This is a genomic window from Streptomyces sp. UG1 (assembly GCF_049974585.1).
Classification (GTDB): domain Bacteria; phylum Actinomycetota; class Actinomycetes; order Streptomycetales; family Streptomycetaceae; genus Streptomyces.
Genome location: NZ_JBNGGG010000026.1, coordinates 110,048 through 126,680, shown reverse-complemented (window position 1 = coordinate 126,680; position 16,633 = coordinate 110,048). Strand labels below are relative to the sequence as shown.

Here is a 16,633-nt window from a genome sequence, read left to right as displayed (position 1 = left end):
GTCTCCCCTAATATCAGGCACATCACCTCCCGGGGGACACAATGGGACGAAACAGAAGCGCATGGGCGGCGACCACCGCACTCGTGGTCGCCACGTTGGGCGTGGCGGTGGCCCCGGCCGAGGCGACCACGACCACCACCGCTGCCCGGACCACCCAGACCACGGCCTGCCCCACCGGGTGGGGCAGCGGGGCCGAGACCCGCTCCGCCGCGACGACGAAGTCGGTCACCGACATCAGGACCGGCCGGCACGCCTGCTTCGACCGCATGGTCGTCGACGTCCCCGGCGCGGGCACCAGCGGACTCGGCTACACCGTCCGCTACGTCAGCCGCCTGTACCAGGACGGCTCGGGCCGGCAGATCGCCGTCGGCGGCGGAGCCGTCATCGAGGTGCGTGTGGCCGCCCCCGCGTACGACCCCGCCACCGGAAAGCCGACCTATCCCGCGAAGGCCGGTCAGCGCCTGACGGGCGTCGATCTCACGGGGTACCGCACGTTCCGGGACGCCCGGTTCGCCGGCAGCTTCGAGGGCGACACACAGATCGGGCTCGGTGTCCGCGCGCGGCTGCCGTTCCGGGTGTGGGTCGCGACCGATCGCATCGTCGTCGATGTGGCGCACAACTGGACCGGGGCACGCTGACGACCTCCGAGGCCCGGGCGGTCAGGGCCTCGGCCCGGTCAGGGCGTCCCACCCCTGGTACTCCCGCAGCTTCCGGTAGAGGGTGGCGCGGCCGATCCCCAACGCCGCTGCGGCGCGTGCCTTGTTGCCGCCGTGGCGGCGCAACGCCTCCAGGATCGCGGCGCGTTCGGCCAGCTCCATGGGGCTGAGGGTCCGTCCCGCGGGTCCTTCGCGGACGGGATCGGGCAGTTCACCGCGCCGCACCGGTCCGAAGACCCGCCGCTGACTCGCCAACGCCCTCACGAGGTGGGCGAGTTCGGTGACGTTGCCGGGCCAGGGATGCTGCTCCAGCGCGCGCAGCGCGTCCAGTGTCCAGGTCAGCGGCGGGCTGCCGGGAGCGGGCGCGGGCATGAGGGCGGGGAGCAACTCCCGGATGTCCTCGGGGCGTTCCCGCAGCGCGGGCAGGGTCACGGAGCGGGCCGCGAGGGTGTCGAGGAGGCGCTGGAGGCAGGGGCCCGGCGAGGTGCCGGGCGTGTAGGTGGCGACCAGGCGGGCGTTCGGCTGCTCCTCGAGGAGGGAGTTGAGGGCGGCGACGTCCGGCTGGGCCAGCCGTTCGGCGTGCCGCAGCAGCAGGGGGCGGACCTCGATCTCGCCGCGCTCGCCGCCCTCGAGGTCGAGTTCGGGCGACTCCGCGGCGTCCATCACCAGCGGGGCGGCGCCGTCGAGCAGTTCGAGGGCGAGGGCGGTCTTGCCGGTGCCCCGCTCGCCCGCCACCAGCACGGGACCGGCCGTACGGAACAGTGCCGTCGCGCGCGCGACCGCGTGCCGCCAGGGCACCGAGCCGCCGGCCAGGGCACCCGCCCGCCTCGGCGGCGACGCCACCGGCTCCGCGGGACGGGGTGCGAGCACGGCGACCAGGCCGAGGGCGCGGCCCTCGTGCCGTACCGGGGTGATCTCGACGGTGCATCCGGCGTCCTCGGGGAGCGGGATGTCGTACGACTCGCGGGCGCCCCTCCCCCACGCCCGGGCGCCGCGCTCCAGCGCCTCCAGCACCTGGGGCGAGGCGAGTCGTGCCGCGGCCTCGCTGATCAGGCGGTTACGGCCGTCCAGGGCGACGACCGCCCGCTCACGTCCCCGTGCGGCGCTCTCGTAGGCGTCGAGGAGCGCCCGCTGCGCGGTACGCGCGCGTGCCCGCAGTTCCGCCTCCACCGCCGCGGCGGCCGCCTCGGCGAGGGCGGCGCCGGGATGCGGCCGGCAGCCCACGCCCAGGCCGGCGGCCACGGTCACCGTGCCGAGCACCCGCCCCGTCTCCGGGGAGAGCAGGGGCACGCTGACCGCGGAGACGTCCTGCCAGACGTCGAGGAAGTGCTCGGGGCCGTGCACCTCGGCCCGGCACCGGGTGCGCAGGGCGAGGGCGGCGCTGTTGTGGCCGACCTCCCGCTCGGACAGGTCGCGGCAGGTGTCGTCGCCGGGCACGCTGCCGGTGGACCACAGCACCCTGAGCCGCTCGTCGGTGAGCACGAGCGCCGAGCGCCCGGCGTCGAGGGCCGGGGCGAGACGGGCGAGCACGGGGCGGGCCGCCTCCAGCAGGGGCGAGTCGGCGGGGTGGGCCGACTCGCTTACCGGGCCGTCGAGATCGGGCCGTACGCCGAAGAACCGGGCGCGCCGCCAGGCGGCGACCACGTCCTCCGGTACGCCGTCCGGGAGCGGACGCCCCGTCAGGAACCTTTCTCGGGCATGACGGAGCGGGGCGAGGGCAGGAGGATGTTCCGCGGTGCTCATGGCGTCCCTCACCGTAGCGGGGGTTTCGCGCGCGGGGCGACGGCGGGTGGTCTCGTATCGAACGGCGGGCTGTCTCGTAGTGAGCTGTCTCGTAGTGAGCTGTCTCGTATTGAGACACCCACGGCAGGCCGCACCGCTCCATGATCTTGGAAGTCGGAGTCTGTTCTCATTCCTGGAGCGTTCTGTCGTGCACACCGTCGAGACCGATGTACTGATCGTGGGCAGCGGCCCGGCGGGCGCGTCGGCCGCGCTCGCCCTGAGCACCTACGGCGTGCGCAACATGGTCGTCACCCGGTACGCGAGCCTCGCCGACACGCCCCGGGCGCACATCACCAACCAGCGCACCATGGAGGTGCTGCGCGATCTGGGCGTCGAGCAGGACGTGATCGCCAAGGCGACGCCCCAGCACCTGATGGGCGACACGACGTTCTGCACCAGCCTGGCCGGCGAGGAGCTGGGCCGGGTGCGCTCCTGGGGCAACGACCCGCTGGTGCAGGCCGCGCACGAACTGGCCAGTCCGACCCGCATGTGCGACATGCCGCAGCACCTGATGGAGCCGGTGCTGGTGGACGCGGCGATCGCACGCGGCACCGACTTCCGGTTCAGCACGGTCTACCGGTCCTTCGAGCAGGACGCGGGCGGCGTGACGGCCACCGTCGAGGACCGGCTGCGCGGCGACGCGTACACCATCCGCGCGAAGTACCTGATCGGCGCCGACGGCGGGCGTTCCCAGGTCGCCGCGGACGCCGGGCTGCCGATGGGCGGCCAGATGGGTGTCGCGGGCAGCATCAACATCGTCTTCGACGCCGACCTGAGCCAGTACACCGCGCACCGCCCCTCCACCCTCTACTGGGTGCTCGCGCCGGGCGCCACGGTCGGCGGCATCGGCGCGGGCCTGGTGCGCTGTGTGCGGCCCTGGAACGAGTGGCTGATCGTGTGGGGCTACGACGTGTCGGCGGGCGCCCCCGACCTCACCGAGGAGTACGCCCTGTCCGTGGTGCGGCAGTTGGTCGGCGACGACGGGATACCGGTGACGATCAAGTCGTCGTCGGCGTGGACGGTCAACGAGATGTACGCCGAGACCTATGCCAACGGGCGGGTGTTCTGCGCCGGTGACGCCGTGCACCGCCACCCGCCGTCCAACGGGCTCGGCTCCAACACGTCGATCCAGGACTCCTACAACCTGGCCTGGAAGCTGAAGCTCGTCCTGGACGGCGTCGCCTCGCCGAAGCTCCTCGACACCTACGACGCCGAGCGGGCGCCGGTCGGCAAGCAGATCGTGACCCGCGCCAACAAGTCCATCGCCGAGACCGCCCCCATATTCGAGGCGCTCGACGGGCTCTCCCCGCAGACGCCCGAGCAGCTCTGGGCCAACATCGCCGCCCGCAAGGACGCCACCGAGGCCGCCGCCAAGCAGCGGACCGCGCTGCGCGAGGCGATCGCCTTCAAGGTGTACGAGTTCAACGCGCACGGCGTCGACCTCAACCAGCGCTACACCTCCGCCGCGGTCGTCCCCGACGGCACGCCCGACCCCGGCTTCACCCGCGACCCCGAGCTGTACCACCAGCCCAGCTCCCGCCCCGGCGCCAAGCTCCCGCACGCCTGGCTCACCCGCGGCACCCGCACCCTGTCCACCCTCGACACCGTCGGCAGGGGTCGCTTCACGCTGCTCACCGGCATCGGCGGCGAGGCGTGGCTGCGGGCCGCCGAGGCGCAGCCCCTGGACATCGCGGCGGTGGTGGTCGGACCGGGCCAGGAGTACGAGGACCCGTACGGCGACTGGGCGCAGGTCAGCGAGATCTCCGACGCCGGCGCGCTGCTGGTGCGCCCCGACGGGTATGTGGCCTTCCGGCACGCGGGCGCGGCCGAGGACGCCGAACGGTTGCTCACGGACGCGCTGCGGCGGATTCTCGGGCACGGTTGAGATGAGCGGGCGGCAGGACGGGAAGGAGCCGACATGACCGGCGAGCCGGCGGTCACCGACGAGGTCGTCGCCAGTCTGCGGGACACGGCCGATCCGCGGCTGCGGGAGCTGCTGACGGGGCTGGTGCGGCATCTGCACGCCTTCGCGCGCGAGACACGGCTGACGCAGCAGGAGTGGGAGCGGGCGATCGGGTTCCTGACGGCGACCGGGCAGATGTGCACGGACACCCGGCAGGAGTTCATCCTGCTGTCGGACGTGCTGGGCCTGTCGATGCTGGTGGAGACGATCAACGACCGGCACGGCCCCGGTGCCACCGAGTCGACGGTCCTCGGCCCGTTCCACATGACGAAGTCGCCGGTGCGCGAGCTCGGCGCGAACATCGACCTGGTGGGCGGCGGCGAGCCGTGCGTGGTGAGCGGGCGGGTGCGGTCCCGGGACGGCGAACCGCTGCCCGGCGCGGTCGTCGACGTGTGGCAGGCCGACGGCAACGGCTTCTACGACGTGCAGCGGCCGGACGTGCAGCCCCCGGGCAACGGGCGCGGCCTGTTCACCGCGGACGGCGAGGGCCGGTTCTGGTTCCGCACGTGCGTGCCGAGCCCGTATCCGATCCCGACGGACGGTCCGGTCGGCGGGCTGCTGCGGGCCACCGGACGGCATCCCTACCGGCCCGCGCACATCCACTTCATCGCCTCGGCCGCCGGGCACACCCCGGTGACCACGCACATCTTCGTGGCGGGGAGCGACTACCTGGACTCGGACGCGGTGTTCGCCGTCAAGCCGGGCCTGGTCACCGACTTCGCGCCGGTCGACGACCCGTCAGCGGCGCGGGAGCACGGGGTGGCGAACCCCTTCCGGCACGCCCGCTTCGACCTCGTACTGGAGCCGGCGTGACGGGCGCCCTGGACTTCTCCTACGAGAGCCGGCCCGTGCGGGTCGTGTTCCGGGCGGGGGCGGCGGTGTCCGCGACGCCGGGCGAGGTGGAGCGGCTGGGGCTGCGGCGGGTGCTGGTGGTGTGCGGGGCGCGGGGCGCGCAGACCGCGCGGGCGGTCGCCGACGCGCTCGGGCCGGTGTGCGTCGGGGTCCACGACCGGGCCCGGATGCATGTGCCGGCCGAGGTCGCCGACGTGGCCGTGCAGGCGGCTCGCGCGGCCGGCGCCGACGGGTGCGTGGCCGTGGGCGGCGGCTCGTCGATCGGGCTGGGCAAGGCGGTCGCGCTGCGCACCGGGCTGCCGCTGGTCGCCGTGCCGTCCACGTACTCCGGCTCGGAGATGACCCCGGTGTGGGGCCTGACGGAGCACGGCGTCAAGCGCACCGGCCGCGATGCGAAGGTGCTGCCCCGCAGCGTGGTCTACGACCCCGAGCTCACCCTCTCGCTGCCCGTGCCGCTCTCCGTGACCAGCGGCATCAACGCCGTCGCGCACGCCGTCGAGGCGCTGTACGCCCCCGATACCTCGCCTCTGGTCGCGCTGATGGCCGAGGAGGGCGTACGGGCGATGGCGGGGGCGCTCCCGGCGGTGGCGGGCGAACCGGAGTCGACGCAGGCGCGCGGGCGTGCCCTGTACGGGGCCTGGCTGTGCGGGTCGTGTCTGGGCGCCACCACGATGGGCCTGCACCACAAGCTGTGCCATGTCCTGGGCGGCACCTTCTCGTTGCCGCACGCCGAGACGCACACGGTGGTGCTGCCGTACGCCCTGGCCCACAACGCGTCCGCCGCCCCGGAGGCGGCCGCCGCCGTGGCCCGCGCCCTGGACGCGAGCGACGCGCCGACGGCCCTGTGGGACCTGGCCGGACGCCTCGGCGCACCCCGCTCCCTGGCCGAACTGGGCCTGGCCGAGGCCGACTTGGCGACGGCCGCCGCGCAGACCGCGGGCCAGGCGTACGCCAACCCCTGCCCGGTCACGGCCGACGGCGTGCTCGCCCTGCTGCGGGCGGCGTACGAGGGCGCCCCGCCGGCCACGCTCACCCACTGACCCGCCCCCCACGCTCCTGGATCCCCCCATGCCTGGAAGAAAGGTGATCAGCATGCGCCTCGGTCTGCTCAGGAGTCGACGCTCCCGAGGAGCGCCGGGTGTCCCGTTGCCCGTGCCGCCCGGTGCGGGCTTCGTGGGGCGCGAGGTCGTCGATCCGGTCGGGCTGCCGATGCGCGGCGCCGATGTGACGGTGACGGCGCTGGACTCGCACGAGGTCGTGGCGTCCGGTACGACGGACCCGTACGGCCTGTTCCTCGCCGTGGTGCCCCCGGGCCGCTACAGCCTCATGGTCACGGCCGAGGGGCTGACCCCGCACCGCGAGCCCCTGGACGTCGTCGCCGGTCCGCCGCAGCCCGCGGTGCGGGTGCAGCTCGCGTCGGCCCGGCAGCTCGAGCTCCCTACGCCCGGCACCTGGTTGTTCGACCCGCCGCACACGGCGATCCGGTTCATCGCCAAGCACGTCGGCATGGCCCATGTGCACGGCCGCTTCGAGCGGTTCACCGGCGGCATCCGGGTGGCGCCCGACATGGCCGCGTCCCAGGTGTCGGTGCGCATCGACGCGGCCAGCATCACGACGGGCAACAACACCCGGGACAACCACCTGCGTTCGGCCGACTTCCTGGACGTGGAGCGCTATCCGTACATCGACTTCGCCAGCACCCGCTTCGCCTACCGGGGCGGTGCCAAGTGGACGCTGCACGGCTCGCTGACCATGCACGGCGTCAGCCGCTCGGTGGAGCTGGACACCACCTACCTGGGGTCGGTCAACGGCGGCTACGGCGAGGAGCTGCGGTGCGCGGCGCTGGCCAGGGCGGAGCTGCACCGGGAGGACTTCACCCTGAACTGGCGCAGCATGCTGGCCCGCGGCATCGCGGTGGTCGGGCCCACGGTCCAGCTCGAGCTGGACGTTCAGGCGATGTACCGCACGCCCGACACTCCGACGCCTCCCGACTAGGCGACGATGGCCGAGAGGTACCTCACGCACCGGTTACGAATCGCTCAACCTCTGGTTGCGGCGCGGTGATCGGGTGACTATGGGTATATGAAACTGGCCCAGCGCGCCCTGGAACGACTGCAAGCCTGGCCCGACCTCACCTCGGGCCCGGCCAGTTGCGGCGCAGGGCGGGCACTGCGCTCCGTCCACAGCGAGATCGTGCACTTCCACTCCGACCGGGATGTGGACCTGCATCTGACGATGGCGGCCATCGGGCGGTTTCACGACGATCTCGAGGGGTCGACGGCGATCCGGCTGGTACCCGGCTCGGGCTGGGTGACCGTGCACCTCGACTGCGACACGGACGTCGACCTGCTGATGAGCCTGGTCAGCGCCGCGCTCAAGGCCCATCAGAACCTGCCCTCCCCGGCCGGACGACGGGCAGCGGGCGAGTGCAACTTCCACCGCGTGACCGTGCTGCCCCGCGGCTAGGGCCTGTTCTGAGTTCTCCCTTCTGCGCCCCGACACTCGGCACGCCGAGAGCACGCACCGACCGCCGCTGCGCCCGCGCTCCGCGCGGACGAAGGGGGAACTCAGAACAAGCCCTAGGGCCCGCACTCGGCTTCCGTGTCGGAGTCGTCCTCGCCCGCCTCCAGCAGGCCGGCGGCGGCGCCGACGATGCGGGGGTCGGGGGTGCCGACGACCTCGTCGTCCTTGCCGGTGTAGTCGAAGCGGGCCAGCACGCTGCGCATGGCCTCGACGCGGGCCCGCTTCTTGTCGTTGCTCTTCACCACCGTCCACGGCGCGTGCTCGGTGTCCGTCTCCCGGAACATCGCGACCTTGGCGGCGGTGTAGTCCGCCCAGCGGTCCAGCGAGGCCAGGTCCATGGGGCTGAGCTTCCACTGCCGTACCGGGTCGACCTGGCGGATGGTGAAGCGGGTGCGCTGCTCGCCCTGGGACACCGAGAACCAGAACTTGACCAGGTCGACCCCGTCGTCCACCAGCATCCGCTCGAAGGCCGGGGCCTGCCGCATGAAGCGCCGGTACTCGTCGTCGGTGCAGAAGCCCATCACGCGCTCCACGCCGGCCCGGTTGTACCAGGACCGGTCGAACAGCACGATCTCACCGGCGGTCGGCAGATGCTCGACGTACCGCTGGAAGTACCACTGCCCGCGCTCGCGCTCGGTCGGCTTCTCCAGGGCGACCACCCGGGCGCCGCGCGGGTTCAGATGCTCGGTGAACCGCTTGATCGTGCCGCCCTTGCCGGCCGCGTCCCGCCCCTCGAAGACGATGACGAGACGGCGGCCGGTCTCCTTGATCCAGCTCTGGAGCTTCAGCAGTTCGATCTGCTGGAGCCGCTTGTGCCACTCGTATTCCGGGCGTTCCATGCGCTGCCGATAGGGATAGTTCTCGCGCCAGGTGTCCACCGGGCTGCCGTCCGCCCGGATCAGCACGGGGTCGTCCTGGTCGGTGTAGTCGACGCGCAGTCCTGACAGCAGTTCGGTGTCCATGCTTCCGCATGGGAGCAACCGCTTTCGTACGCCCGGCGAAGTCCCGGCAAAGATCACGTAAGGAGCGGGGGGAAGTGCCCTCAGCCGTCGGTCGCCGCGGACTCCACCAGTCGGGCCAGGTTGGCCAGGGCCATGCGAGTGCCGGTCTCGTTGTCCGCGGCGGGCACGACGTCGGGGATGCCCTCGTGCGCGATCACGACGTCCGTGCCGCCGCCGGCGGCGTCGGTGAGGGTGGTGGTCATCGTCATCGTGCCGCGCAGGGCGGGGTCGTCGGTCTCGAACTCGACCTCCTCGACGACCAGTTCGTCCGGCACGAGCCGCACGAAGCGGCCGTGGTACGTGTCGGTGTGCGCGTCTGACTTGCCGGTGCCGGTCGGCGCTTCATAGGTGAGCGAGACCCGGAACGCCCCGCCTTCGCGCCCGTCGAACGCGTGCACGCGCCCGGTCATCCCGTCCGGAACCCGCCAACGCTCCACGGCGTCCGCGTCCAGCAGCGCACGGTAGACGGCCGCGCGTGAGGCGTTCACATGTCCGGAGACTCGCGTCGAGTACATGGCGCCCACCATAGGCCGCGGGAGAGTGTGGGCAACGAACCCGACCCTTCCGGAGAGGCCGAGTCCATGCCCGTGATCGACGCCTGGATGCAGCACCCGACGCCGCGCCACGCCAACCACGAGATGTTCGAGTCGCTGCGCCGGTGGACCGGCATGGAGCGGTCCGACGAGCCGCTGCCCGTCGAGGTCACGGTGGCGGCGCTGGAGGCCGCCGACGTGGAGGTGGGCCTCGCGACCGCCTGGTACGGGCCGCAGGGTCCGCTGATCGACAACGACGAGGTGGCCGGGTTCGTCGCGCGGGCCGGCGGGCGGCTGCGCGGGGTGGCGGGGGCCGATCTCGCCCGGCCCATGGCCGCCGTGCGGGAACTGCGCCGCGCCGTCGAGGAGTTGGGCTTCGTGGCGCTGCGCGTCATCCCGTGGCTGTGGGGGCTGCCGCCCACCGACCGGCTGTACTACCCGCTGTACGCGGCCTGTGTGGACCTCGGTGTGCCGTTCTGCACCCAGGTCGGGCACACCGGCCCGCTGCGGCCGTCGGAGACGGGGCGGCCCATCCCGTACGTCGACCAGGTGGCGCTGGACTTCCCCGAGCTGACGATCGTGTGCGGGCACATCGGCTACCCGTGGACGACGGAGATGATCGCGGTCGCCGACAAGCACGAGAACGTCTTCATCGACACCAGCGCCTACACCGTCCGCCGCTATCCGCCGGAGCTGGTGGAGTATCTGCGCGGCCGGGGCCGGCACAAGGTGCTGTTCGGCTCCAACTACCCCATGATCACGCCGGGCCGGGCCCTGGAGCACCTGGACGCCCTGAAGCTGGACGAGGAGACGCGGGAGCTGTTCCTGCACGGGAACGCGCGCCGCGTCTTCGCCCTCTGACGGTACGGCGGCGGGTTCAGCGCACCAGGCAGGGGCGCTTGGCGTCGAAGGTCCAGCCCTCGATCAGGTACCGCATGCCGACGGCGTCGTCCCGGCCGGACAGGGCCTTCTCCCGGTACAGCTCGTGCGCCGCGAGGAGCCGGTCCTCGTCCAGTTCGATGCCCAGTCCGGGCGTGTCCGGTACGGCGACCTCGCCGCCGGTGATCCTCGGCGGGTCGACGGTGAGCCGCTCCAGGCCCTCCTGCCAGATCCAGTGGGTGTCCAGGGCGTTGTACTCGCCGGGCGCGGCGGCTCCGCAGTGGGCCATCATCGCCAGGGAGATGTCGAAGTGGTTGTTGGAGTGGCAGCCCCAGGTCAGGCCCATCGCGTTGCAGAGCTGGGCGACGCGCACCGAGCCCCGCATGGTCCAGAAGTGCGGGTCGGCCAGCGGGATGGACACCGACTGCAGGGCCAGGGCGTGGGTCAGCTCGCGCCAGTCCGTGGCGATCATGTTGGTCGCCGTGGGCAGGCCGGTGGCCCGGCGGAACTCCGCGAGGATCTCACGGCCGGAGTAGCCGTCCTCCGCCCCGCAGGGGTCCTCGGCGTAGGCGAGGGTGCCCAGGAGTGGGCGGCACAGTTCGACGGCCTCGCGCAGGGACCAGGCGCCGTTGGGGTCGAGGGTGATCCGCGCCTCGGGGAAGCGGTCCTTGAGCGCCCGTACGGCCTTGACCTCCTCCGGGCCGGGCAGGACGCCGCCCTTGAGCTTGAAGTCACGGAAGCCGTAGTGGTCGTAGGCGGCCTCGGCCTGGCGGACGATCGCCTCGGGGGTCAGCGCCTCCTCGTGCCGGACGCGGTACCACTCGACGGGTGCATCGGGGGCGCGGACGTAGTCCAGGTCGGTGCGGTCCGGGTCGCCGACGTGGAAGAGGTAGCCGAGCACGCGTACGGCGTCGCGCTGCTTGCCGTCGCCCAGGAGGGCGGCGACCGGGACCTGAAGGTGCTGCCCGAGCAGGTCGAGGAGGGCGGACTCGACGGCGGTGACCGCGTGCACCGTGGTGCGCAGGTCGAAGGTCTGTGTGCCGCGCCCGCCCGCGTCACGGTCGGCGAACCTCGCCCCGATCGCCCGCAGGACGTTGTTGTGGTCGCCCAGGCGGGCGCCGACGACGAGGGATTCGGCGTCGCGCAGGGTGCGGGTGATCCCCTCTCCGCCGGGCACCTCGCCCAGGCCCGTGCGGCCCTCGGAGTCCTCCAGGACGACGACGTTGCGGGTGAAGTACGGGGCGTGCGCCCCGGAGAGGTTGAGGAGCATCGAGTCGCGGCCGGCGACCGGATACACGCAGAAGCGGGTGACGACGGGCTGGCTCATGGCTGGCGGCTGCCGTTCTCGTGAGGGGTCAGAGCTGAGGGCGTCGAGGGCTTGTTCCAGGACCAGTACGCCACCGAGGCCGAGGATCGCGAGCATCGTCGGGATCCGCACATGAAGATCTCGTCTACATATGAGGACGGAGATTATGTTCGTGGATGGTCAAGGTCAATGGGTCTGCGGCTGCGGATTGCCGCGCCCGTGCCTCACCCGCCGTCCGGCGCGGCCCGCCAGCCGCGCCAGTGCAGGACGGTGATCACGATCACGGGCCCTTCCGGCGGCTCCTGCCGGTACTGGGGGTACTTCTGCCGCAGCTGCTCCACGGCATCGGCGTACTCGGCATGCGCGGCCCGGTCCGACGCCTCGGGCGGCAGGATCCGAGCGCCGCCATCGGCCCGTACCCACCACAGGCGGTCCCAGTCGTCGTCGTAGGCGTCCACCAGCAGGCAGACGGCCGGGCTGACGGCGATGTTGTGCAGCCGCCTGAGCCGCAGCGACCGCTTCGGTTTCCGGTCGACGGCGGTGACGATCTCGTCGCCGCGCAGCGCGAACACGACCGGCACCAGATGCGGTCGGCCCACGGGATCGACCGTCGCCAGCCGTGCGACGGGCGCCCCCGCGAACCGCCTGCGCGCCTCGTCCTGCTCCATGTCCGGCATGTCGGCTCCTTCCGGCCCCCGGCGATAGGTGATGCCCTGTCGCGGGTACCCGTGTCGGCGTAGGACGGACGCTCGTGGGGAGATGACTCGGATGCTGTTCCTCGGCCTGCTCCTCGTCGTGGCCACCGGTGCCTTCACCGGACTGGTCATCGCCGACAATCTTTCCGGCGGCCCCGAGTACACGGTGTCGGTGCTCGGTCAGGACATCGCCACCATGAACACGCTGGCCGTCTTCTGCTCGGGTCTCGCCCTGGCACTCATCTTCTGCCTGGGCCTGATCATGGCGACGAGCCGCAGGGGACACTCCCGCCATCGCAGGCCGCGACGGCACACGACCCGCGGCGCCTTCCCGTTCCGCCGGACGGCGGATCCCGACGCCCGCGCGTGAGCGGCCCCGCAGCCGAGAGGTGGTGCACATGGTCGGCGACACCGACGACGACATCCAGACGCGGCGGCGTGGCGGAAGCGGCCATCGGGCGGTGCCGCACACGGCCGACGTGCGGATCGAGGCGTGGGGGGTGAGCCGCGAGCGCTGTCTGGTGGAGGCCGCACTGGGCATGGTGGAGTCCTTCGCCGACGTCACGGCGGTACGGCCCACCTCGGTCGAGCGGGTACGGCTCGCGGAGGAGAGCGACGAGGATCTGCTCACCGCACTCCTCGACGAGGTCGTCTTCCGCCTCGACGCGGACGGCCGGATCCCCGTCGACCTGGAGGCCGACACCACGGACGGGGACCTGGACGTACGGCTCGCGCTCGCCGAACTGGCGGACGTCGAGATCACCGGCGCCACCCCGAAGGGCGTGTCCTGGCACGGACTGCACATCGGGCCGGATCCGTACGGGTGGTCGTGTGCGGTGACCGTGGACGTGTGACGGGTGATGCGTGACAAGTGATTGGTGACGGTGGGCGTGTGACGGGTGATGGGTGACGGTGGGCGTGTGAGGGGGTACGACCGCACAGCCGCCGTGAACGGCATACGTCCGTCCCCGCCGCCTCAGCCCTTCACCACCCCCAGCGGCACGAGCCGGGCCACCGTCCGGCACAGTCCCGCGCCCTCACTCGCGGCCACCACCTCGCTCACGTCCTTGTACGCCTCGGGCGTCTCCTCCGCGAGGCCCCGCAGCGACCGCGGGCGCACGGCGATGCCCGCCGACTCCAGTCGAGCCCGCAGTTCCCCGCCGCCCACCGCCCGGGCGGCCCGGTGACGGCTGAGCACCCGGCCCGCGCCGTGGCACGTCGAGGAGAACGCGTCGCCGCCCGGCACACCGACCAGGACGTAGGAGGAGGTGCCCATCGTCCCGGGGATCAGCACCGGCTGGCCGACCTCGCGCAGGTCGTCGGGCAGGTCCGGGTGGCCGGGCGGGAAGGCGCGGGTCGCGCCCTTGCGGTGGACGCACAGGGTGCGGCGGGCTCCGTGCACCGGGTGGGTCTCGATCTTGGCGAGGTTGTGGGAGACGTCGTACACCAACGACAGCCGGGTGCCCGCGGTGCGGCGGAAGACCTTGCGGGCGGCGTCGGAGAGCAACTGGCGGTTGGCGCGGCCGTAGTTGGCCGCGGCAGCCATCGCGCCGAGGTACCGCTCGCCCTCCGGTGACTCGACCGGCGTGCAGGCCAGTTGGCGGTCGGGGACCTCTATGCCGTAGCGGGCCATCGCGCCGTCCATCAGCCGCACGTGATCGGTGCAGATCTGGTGGCCGAGGCCGCGGGAGCCGCAGTGGATCATCACGCACACCTGGCCGAGGGCGAGCCCGAAGGCGGCGGCGGCCGTCTCGTCGTACACCTCGTCGACGCGCTGCACCTCCAGGAAGTGGTTGGCCGAGCCGAGGCTGCCGACCTGGCCGAGGCCGCGCTCGCGCGCCCGTGCGCTGACCTGGTCGACGTCGGCGTCGGCGACCGCCCCGCCGTCCTCGCAGCGCGTCAGGTCGCGCTCCTCGCCGTGCCCCTCCTGGACCGCGTACCGCGACCCGCCGCGCAGGATCCGCTCCAACTGCCCGGGGCCGGTCAGGTGCCACACCCCGCCGGGCCCGGCGCCGCGCGGGATGGCCCGGTCGAGGCCGTCCATCACGGCGGGCAGCGCCGCCCCCAGCCCCTCGCCGTCGGTGTCGGCGGCCAGCAGCCGCACCCCGCAGGAGATGTCGAAGCCGACCCCGCCCGGCGAGACGACCCCGCCCTCGGCCACGTCGGTGGCGGCGACGCCGCCGATGGGGAAGCCGTAGCCCCAGTGGATGTCGGGCATGGCGTACGAGGCGCCGACGATGCCGGGCAGCGTGGCCACGTTGGCCACCTGCTCCAGTGACTGCTCGGCGTCCCTGAGCAGGTTCCGGGACGCGAACACCACGCCCGGCACCCGCATCGGCCCGTGCGGGGCGATACGGAAGCGGTGCGGAGCTTCCTGGACCAGTTCCATGACGGCCTCCCGTGTCCGGGCCGGCTCAGGCCCTTCTGGTGGATCTGCGCGGGAGAAGGAGCGGCGTTCGGTGCGTGCTCTCGGCGTGCCGCGTGGAAACTCTCGCAGCGGAGCTGCATGGGCTTTCGCGCGGTGCGGCGGGCGTGCGTGCCGGGCGTCGCGACGCCGCGGAGGTCCGTCAAAGGGGCCTGAGTCCCGCGCCCGGCGTCGCAGGTGCGGGGTACCCGTGCGGGGCGTTCCCTATCGGGTCGGCCGCCGGGCGCTTCCGTGGCCCGGTGGGGCTCGTACCGTGGAGATATGAGCGGCGCCACGGTGACCCTGTTCGTCTGCGGCGACGTGATGCTCGGACGCGGCGTCGACCAGATCCTGGCCCGCCCCGGCGACCCGGAGCTGCGGGAGGGGTACGTCACGGACGCCCGCGCCTACGTGAGCATGGCGGAGTCGGTGAGCGGCCCCGTCCCGGCGCCCGTCGACCCGTCCTGGCCGTGGGGCGAGTCGCTGCGGCTGATGGAGGCGAACGGCCCCGATGTCCGGATCGTCAACCTGGAGACGTCCGTGACGCGCAGCGACGACTTCGAGCCCGGCAAGGCGGTGCACTACCGCATGCATCCGGCCAACCTCCCCGCTCTCACGGTGGCCCGGCCCGACGTGTGCGTGCTGGCCAACAACCATGTGCGGGACTTCGGCCGCGCCGGTCTGCGGGAGACGCTCGACGTGCTGCACGGGGCGGGGCTGCGGACGGCGGGCGCGGGACGCGGTGCCGAGGAGGCGTACGCGCCCGTCGCGCTGCCGCTCCCCCACGGCGGCCGGGTACTCGTCTTCGCCCTCGGCGCCGCCACCAGCGGCATCCCGGCGAGCTGGGCGGCGACGTCCGACCTGCCCGGCGTCGCCTACGTGCCCGAGCTGTCGCCGGCCACGGCGGCCGCGGCCGTGCGGCGGATACGGCGGGTCAAACGGCCCGGCGACCTCGTGGTGGTGTCCGTGCACTGGGGCTCCAACTGGGGCTATGTCGTCCCCCGCGACCAGCGCCGCTTCGCGCACGCCCTGGTGGACGGCGGCGCCGACGTCGTCCACGGCCACTCCTCGCATCACCCCCGTCCCGTCGAGGTCTACCGGGACCGGCTGATCCTGCACGGCTGCGGCGACTTCATCGACGACTACGAAGGAATCCCCGGGTACGAGCAGTACCGCGACGACCTGCGCATCGCCTATTTCGTCAGGCTGGCGGCGGACACCGGCGCACTCACCGAGCTGCGCATGGTGCCCCTGCTCGCCCGCCGGATGCGGCTGGAGCACGCCCCGGCGGAGGACCGGAGCTGGCTGCACACGACCCTCGACCGCATCAGCCAGGGCATCCGCCTCACCACCGGCGCGGACGGCACGCTCGTCGGGTCCGCGCCCGCCACCCGGGCCACCCCATGACCCGCCGGCTCCGACTGACCCTGCTCGGCGTCGGCGCGATGAACTCTCCCCGTTTCGCCCCCGCCGGTCTGCTGCTGCGCCACGCGGGACAGCGTGTGGCCTTCGACGGCGGCCCCGGCGCCGAACCGCCACCCGGGCGGCTGGCCGCCTGGCTGGTCACGGACGAGCAGGCGGAGCTGCGGTCCCGGCTGCGCAGGAGTGCGGCCGAGCGGGACGTCGCCCTGCGTGCGGGTGATCTGGACGTGGGCGAGGTGCGAGTGCGCCGCCGTCCCGTGGTGCACACCTCGCACCCGGCGTACGGCTATCGCGTCGAGGCCGGTGAGCTGCTGGTGGTGTGGGCGCCGGAGTTCTGGGAGTTCCCGACGTGGGCGGCGGGGGCGGACCTGATGTTCGCGGAGGCCGCCGCCTGGAACCGGCCGATACGGTTCCGGGGCGGCGTCGGCGGCCACGCCGATGTGCACGCGATCGCCGCGGAGGCCGGACGGCGCGGGGTACGGCGTCTGGTCTGGGCCCATATCGGGCGGCCGAGCATCCGGGCGATCGACGCCGGGCTCGAGCCGCCGGCCGGCGAGTGGGGCGTCGAGGGGCGCACCTACTCGCTGCGGCTGAGTCCGGACGGGCCGAGCTGAGCC

At 73.0% G+C, this 16,633-nt stretch carries 17 protein-coding genes; 11 read left to right on the top strand and 6 right to left on the bottom strand.

Features of this window, described 5'->3' with window-relative positions:
• The first annotated feature begins 41 nt into the window (after positions 1 to 41).
• The gene (locus tag ACP4J3_RS27915; protein ID WP_426538803.1) at positions 42 to 638 is read left to right on the top strand and encodes an AMIN-like domain-containing (lipo)protein; all 597 of its coding nucleotides are present in this window, start codon (positions 42 to 44) and stop codon (positions 636 to 638) included.
• Between the two features lie 21 nt (positions 639 to 659).
• On the opposite strand, the gene ACP4J3_RS27910 is transcribed toward ACP4J3_RS27915, so the two are convergent.
• The gene (locus tag ACP4J3_RS27910; RefSeq protein ID WP_426538802.1) at positions 660 to 2,399 is read right to left on the bottom strand and encodes a helix-turn-helix domain-containing protein; all 1,740 of its coding nucleotides are present in this window, start codon (positions 2,397 to 2,399) and stop codon (positions 660 to 662) included.
• Between the two features lie 187 nt (positions 2,400 to 2,586).
• Here ACP4J3_RS27910 and ACP4J3_RS27905 point away from each other — a divergent pair, with 187 nt between their 5' ends.
• The 5 genes from ACP4J3_RS27905 to ACP4J3_RS27885 all read left to right on the top strand — a co-directional run bounded on the left by ACP4J3_RS27905 (position 2,587) and on the right by ACP4J3_RS27885 (position 7,719).
• Entirely contained in the window at positions 2,587 to 4,323 is a 1,737-nt protein-coding gene (locus tag ACP4J3_RS27905; protein ID WP_426538801.1) for an FAD-dependent oxidoreductase, read from the top strand.
• Positions 4,324 to 4,356: 33 nt separating this feature from the next.
• Positions 4,357 to 5,214: an intradiol ring-cleavage dioxygenase gene (locus tag ACP4J3_RS27900; protein WP_426538800.1), complete on the top strand. Its 858-nt coding sequence runs from the start codon at positions 4,357 to 4,359 to the stop codon at positions 5,212 to 5,214.
• The gene (locus tag ACP4J3_RS27895; RefSeq protein ID WP_426538799.1) at positions 5,211 to 6,293 is read left to right on the top strand and encodes a maleylacetate reductase; all 1,083 of its coding nucleotides are present in this window, start codon (positions 5,211 to 5,213) and stop codon (positions 6,291 to 6,293) included. The genes ACP4J3_RS27900 and ACP4J3_RS27895 overlap by 4 nt, the downstream gene beginning before the upstream one ends.
• 52 nt (positions 6,294 to 6,345) lie before the next feature.
• Positions 6,346 to 7,248 carry a YceI family protein gene (locus ACP4J3_RS27890; RefSeq protein WP_426538798.1) on the top strand — a complete coding sequence of 301 codons (903 nt, stop codon included), beginning with the start codon at positions 6,346 to 6,348 and terminating at the stop codon, positions 7,246 to 7,248.
• Between the two features lie 87 nt (positions 7,249 to 7,335).
• Positions 7,336 to 7,719, top strand: coding sequence for a luciferase family protein (locus tag ACP4J3_RS27885; RefSeq protein WP_426538797.1), 384 nt, complete (start codon positions 7,336 to 7,338; stop codon positions 7,717 to 7,719).
• A gap of 113 nt (positions 7,720 to 7,832) precedes the next feature.
• On the opposite strand, the gene ppk2 is transcribed toward ACP4J3_RS27885, so the two are convergent.
• Entirely contained in the window at positions 7,833 to 8,738 is a 906-nt protein-coding gene (gene ppk2 / locus ACP4J3_RS27880) for a polyphosphate kinase 2 (RefSeq protein ID WP_426538796.1), read from the bottom strand.
• 80 nt (positions 8,739 to 8,818) lie between these two features.
• Positions 8,819 to 9,292: an SRPBCC domain-containing protein gene (locus tag ACP4J3_RS27875; protein ID WP_426538795.1), complete on the bottom strand. Its 474-nt coding sequence runs from the start codon at positions 9,290 to 9,292 to the stop codon at positions 8,819 to 8,821.
• Positions 9,293 to 9,358: 66 nt separating this feature from the next.
• Here ACP4J3_RS27875 and ACP4J3_RS27870 point away from each other — a divergent pair, with 66 nt between their 5' ends.
• Positions 9,359 to 10,171 carry an amidohydrolase family protein gene (locus ACP4J3_RS27870; protein ID WP_426538794.1) on the top strand — a complete coding sequence of 271 codons (813 nt, stop codon included), beginning with the start codon at positions 9,359 to 9,361 and terminating at the stop codon, positions 10,169 to 10,171.
• Between the two features lie 16 nt (positions 10,172 to 10,187).
• Here the strand turns inward: ACP4J3_RS27870 and ACP4J3_RS27865 are convergent, their stop codons facing one another.
• On the bottom strand, positions 10,188 to 11,516 hold the full coding sequence (locus ACP4J3_RS27865) for an enolase C-terminal domain-like protein (RefSeq protein WP_426538793.1): 1,329 nt from the start codon (positions 11,514 to 11,516) through the stop codon (positions 10,188 to 10,190).
• Positions 11,517 to 11,719: 203 nt separating this feature from the next.
• Entirely contained in the window at positions 11,720 to 12,172 is a 453-nt protein-coding gene (locus tag ACP4J3_RS27860) for a TIGR03668 family PPOX class F420-dependent oxidoreductase (protein ID WP_426538792.1), read from the bottom strand.
• 82 nt (positions 12,173 to 12,254) lie between these two features.
• Here ACP4J3_RS27860 and ACP4J3_RS27855 point away from each other — a divergent pair, with 82 nt between their 5' ends.
• Together ACP4J3_RS27855 and ACP4J3_RS27850 are read left to right on the top strand one after the other, a co-directional pair.
• Positions 12,255 to 12,560 carry a hypothetical protein gene (locus ACP4J3_RS27855; RefSeq protein WP_426538791.1) on the top strand — a complete coding sequence of 102 codons (306 nt, stop codon included), beginning with the start codon at positions 12,255 to 12,257 and terminating at the stop codon, positions 12,558 to 12,560.
• A gap of 28 nt (positions 12,561 to 12,588) precedes the next feature.
• Positions 12,589 to 13,044 carry an archease gene (locus tag ACP4J3_RS27850; protein ID WP_426538790.1) on the top strand — a complete coding sequence of 152 codons (456 nt, stop codon included), beginning with the start codon at positions 12,589 to 12,591 and terminating at the stop codon, positions 13,042 to 13,044.
• Positions 13,045 to 13,166: 122 nt separating this feature from the next.
• Here the strand turns inward: ACP4J3_RS27850 and ACP4J3_RS27845 are convergent, their stop codons facing one another.
• Positions 13,167 to 14,579, bottom strand: a complete 1,413-nt coding sequence (locus ACP4J3_RS27845) for an RtcB family protein (RefSeq protein ID WP_426538789.1) — start codon at positions 14,577 to 14,579, stop codon at positions 13,167 to 13,169.
• Positions 14,580 to 14,876: 297 nt separating this feature from the next.
• Here ACP4J3_RS27845 and ACP4J3_RS27840 point away from each other — a divergent pair, with 297 nt between their 5' ends.
• Together ACP4J3_RS27840 and ACP4J3_RS27835 are read left to right on the top strand one after the other, a co-directional pair.
• Positions 14,877 to 16,001 carry a CapA family protein gene (locus ACP4J3_RS27840; protein ID WP_426538788.1) on the top strand — a complete coding sequence of 375 codons (1,125 nt, stop codon included), beginning with the start codon at positions 14,877 to 14,879 and terminating at the stop codon, positions 15,999 to 16,001.
• A complete protein-coding gene (locus tag ACP4J3_RS27835) occupies positions 15,998 to 16,630 on the top strand; it encodes a hypothetical protein (RefSeq protein WP_426538787.1) in 633 nt (210 codons plus the stop codon). The genes ACP4J3_RS27840 and ACP4J3_RS27835 overlap by 4 nt, the downstream gene beginning before the upstream one ends.
• Positions 16,631 to 16,633 lie beyond the last annotated feature (3 nt).

What these genes read in the sequence shown, in the direction of transcription:
- ppk2 (WP_426538796.1), bottom strand. Translation starts at nt 8,738, where the DNA reads ATGGACACCGAACTGCTGTCAGGACTGCGCGTCGACTACACCGACCAG.
- ACP4J3_RS27855 (WP_426538791.1), top strand. Translation starts at nt 12,255, where the DNA reads ATGACTCGGATGCTGTTCCTCGGCCTGCTCCTCGTCGTGGCCACCGGT.
- ACP4J3_RS27875 (WP_426538795.1), bottom strand. Translation starts at nt 9,292, where the DNA reads ATGTACTCGACGCGAGTCTCCGGACATGTGAACGCCTCACGCGCGGCC.
- ACP4J3_RS27860 (WP_426538792.1), bottom strand. Translation starts at nt 12,172, where the DNA reads ATGCCGGACATGGAGCAGGACGAGGCGCGCAGGCGGTTCGCGGGGGCG.
- ACP4J3_RS27890 (WP_426538798.1), top strand. Translation starts at nt 6,346, where the DNA reads ATGCGCCTCGGTCTGCTCAGGAGTCGACGCTCCCGAGGAGCGCCGGGT.
- ACP4J3_RS27850 (WP_426538790.1), top strand. Translation starts at nt 12,589, where the DNA reads ATGGTCGGCGACACCGACGACGACATCCAGACGCGGCGGCGTGGCGGA.
- ACP4J3_RS27845 (WP_426538789.1), bottom strand. Translation starts at nt 14,579, where the DNA reads ATGGAACTGGTCCAGGAAGCTCCGCACCGCTTCCGTATCGCCCCGCAC.
- ACP4J3_RS27865 (WP_426538793.1), bottom strand. Translation starts at nt 11,516, where the DNA reads ATGAGCCAGCCCGTCGTCACCCGCTTCTGCGTGTATCCGGTCGCCGGC.
- ACP4J3_RS27835 (WP_426538787.1), top strand. Translation starts at nt 15,998, where the DNA reads ATGACCCGCCGGCTCCGACTGACCCTGCTCGGCGTCGGCGCGATGAAC.
- ACP4J3_RS27885 (WP_426538797.1), top strand. Translation starts at nt 7,336, where the DNA reads ATGAAACTGGCCCAGCGCGCCCTGGAACGACTGCAAGCCTGGCCCGAC.
- ACP4J3_RS27910 (WP_426538802.1), bottom strand. Translation starts at nt 2,399, where the DNA reads ATGAGCACCGCGGAACATCCTCCTGCCCTCGCCCCGCTCCGTCATGCC.
- ACP4J3_RS27840 (WP_426538788.1), top strand. Translation starts at nt 14,877, where the DNA reads ATGAGCGGCGCCACGGTGACCCTGTTCGTCTGCGGCGACGTGATGCTC.
- ACP4J3_RS27870 (WP_426538794.1), top strand. Translation starts at nt 9,359, where the DNA reads ATGCCCGTGATCGACGCCTGGATGCAGCACCCGACGCCGCGCCACGCC.
- ACP4J3_RS27915 (WP_426538803.1), top strand. Translation starts at nt 42, where the DNA reads ATGGGACGAAACAGAAGCGCATGGGCGGCGACCACCGCACTCGTGGTC.
- ACP4J3_RS27900 (WP_426538800.1), top strand. Translation starts at nt 4,357, where the DNA reads ATGACCGGCGAGCCGGCGGTCACCGACGAGGTCGTCGCCAGTCTGCGG.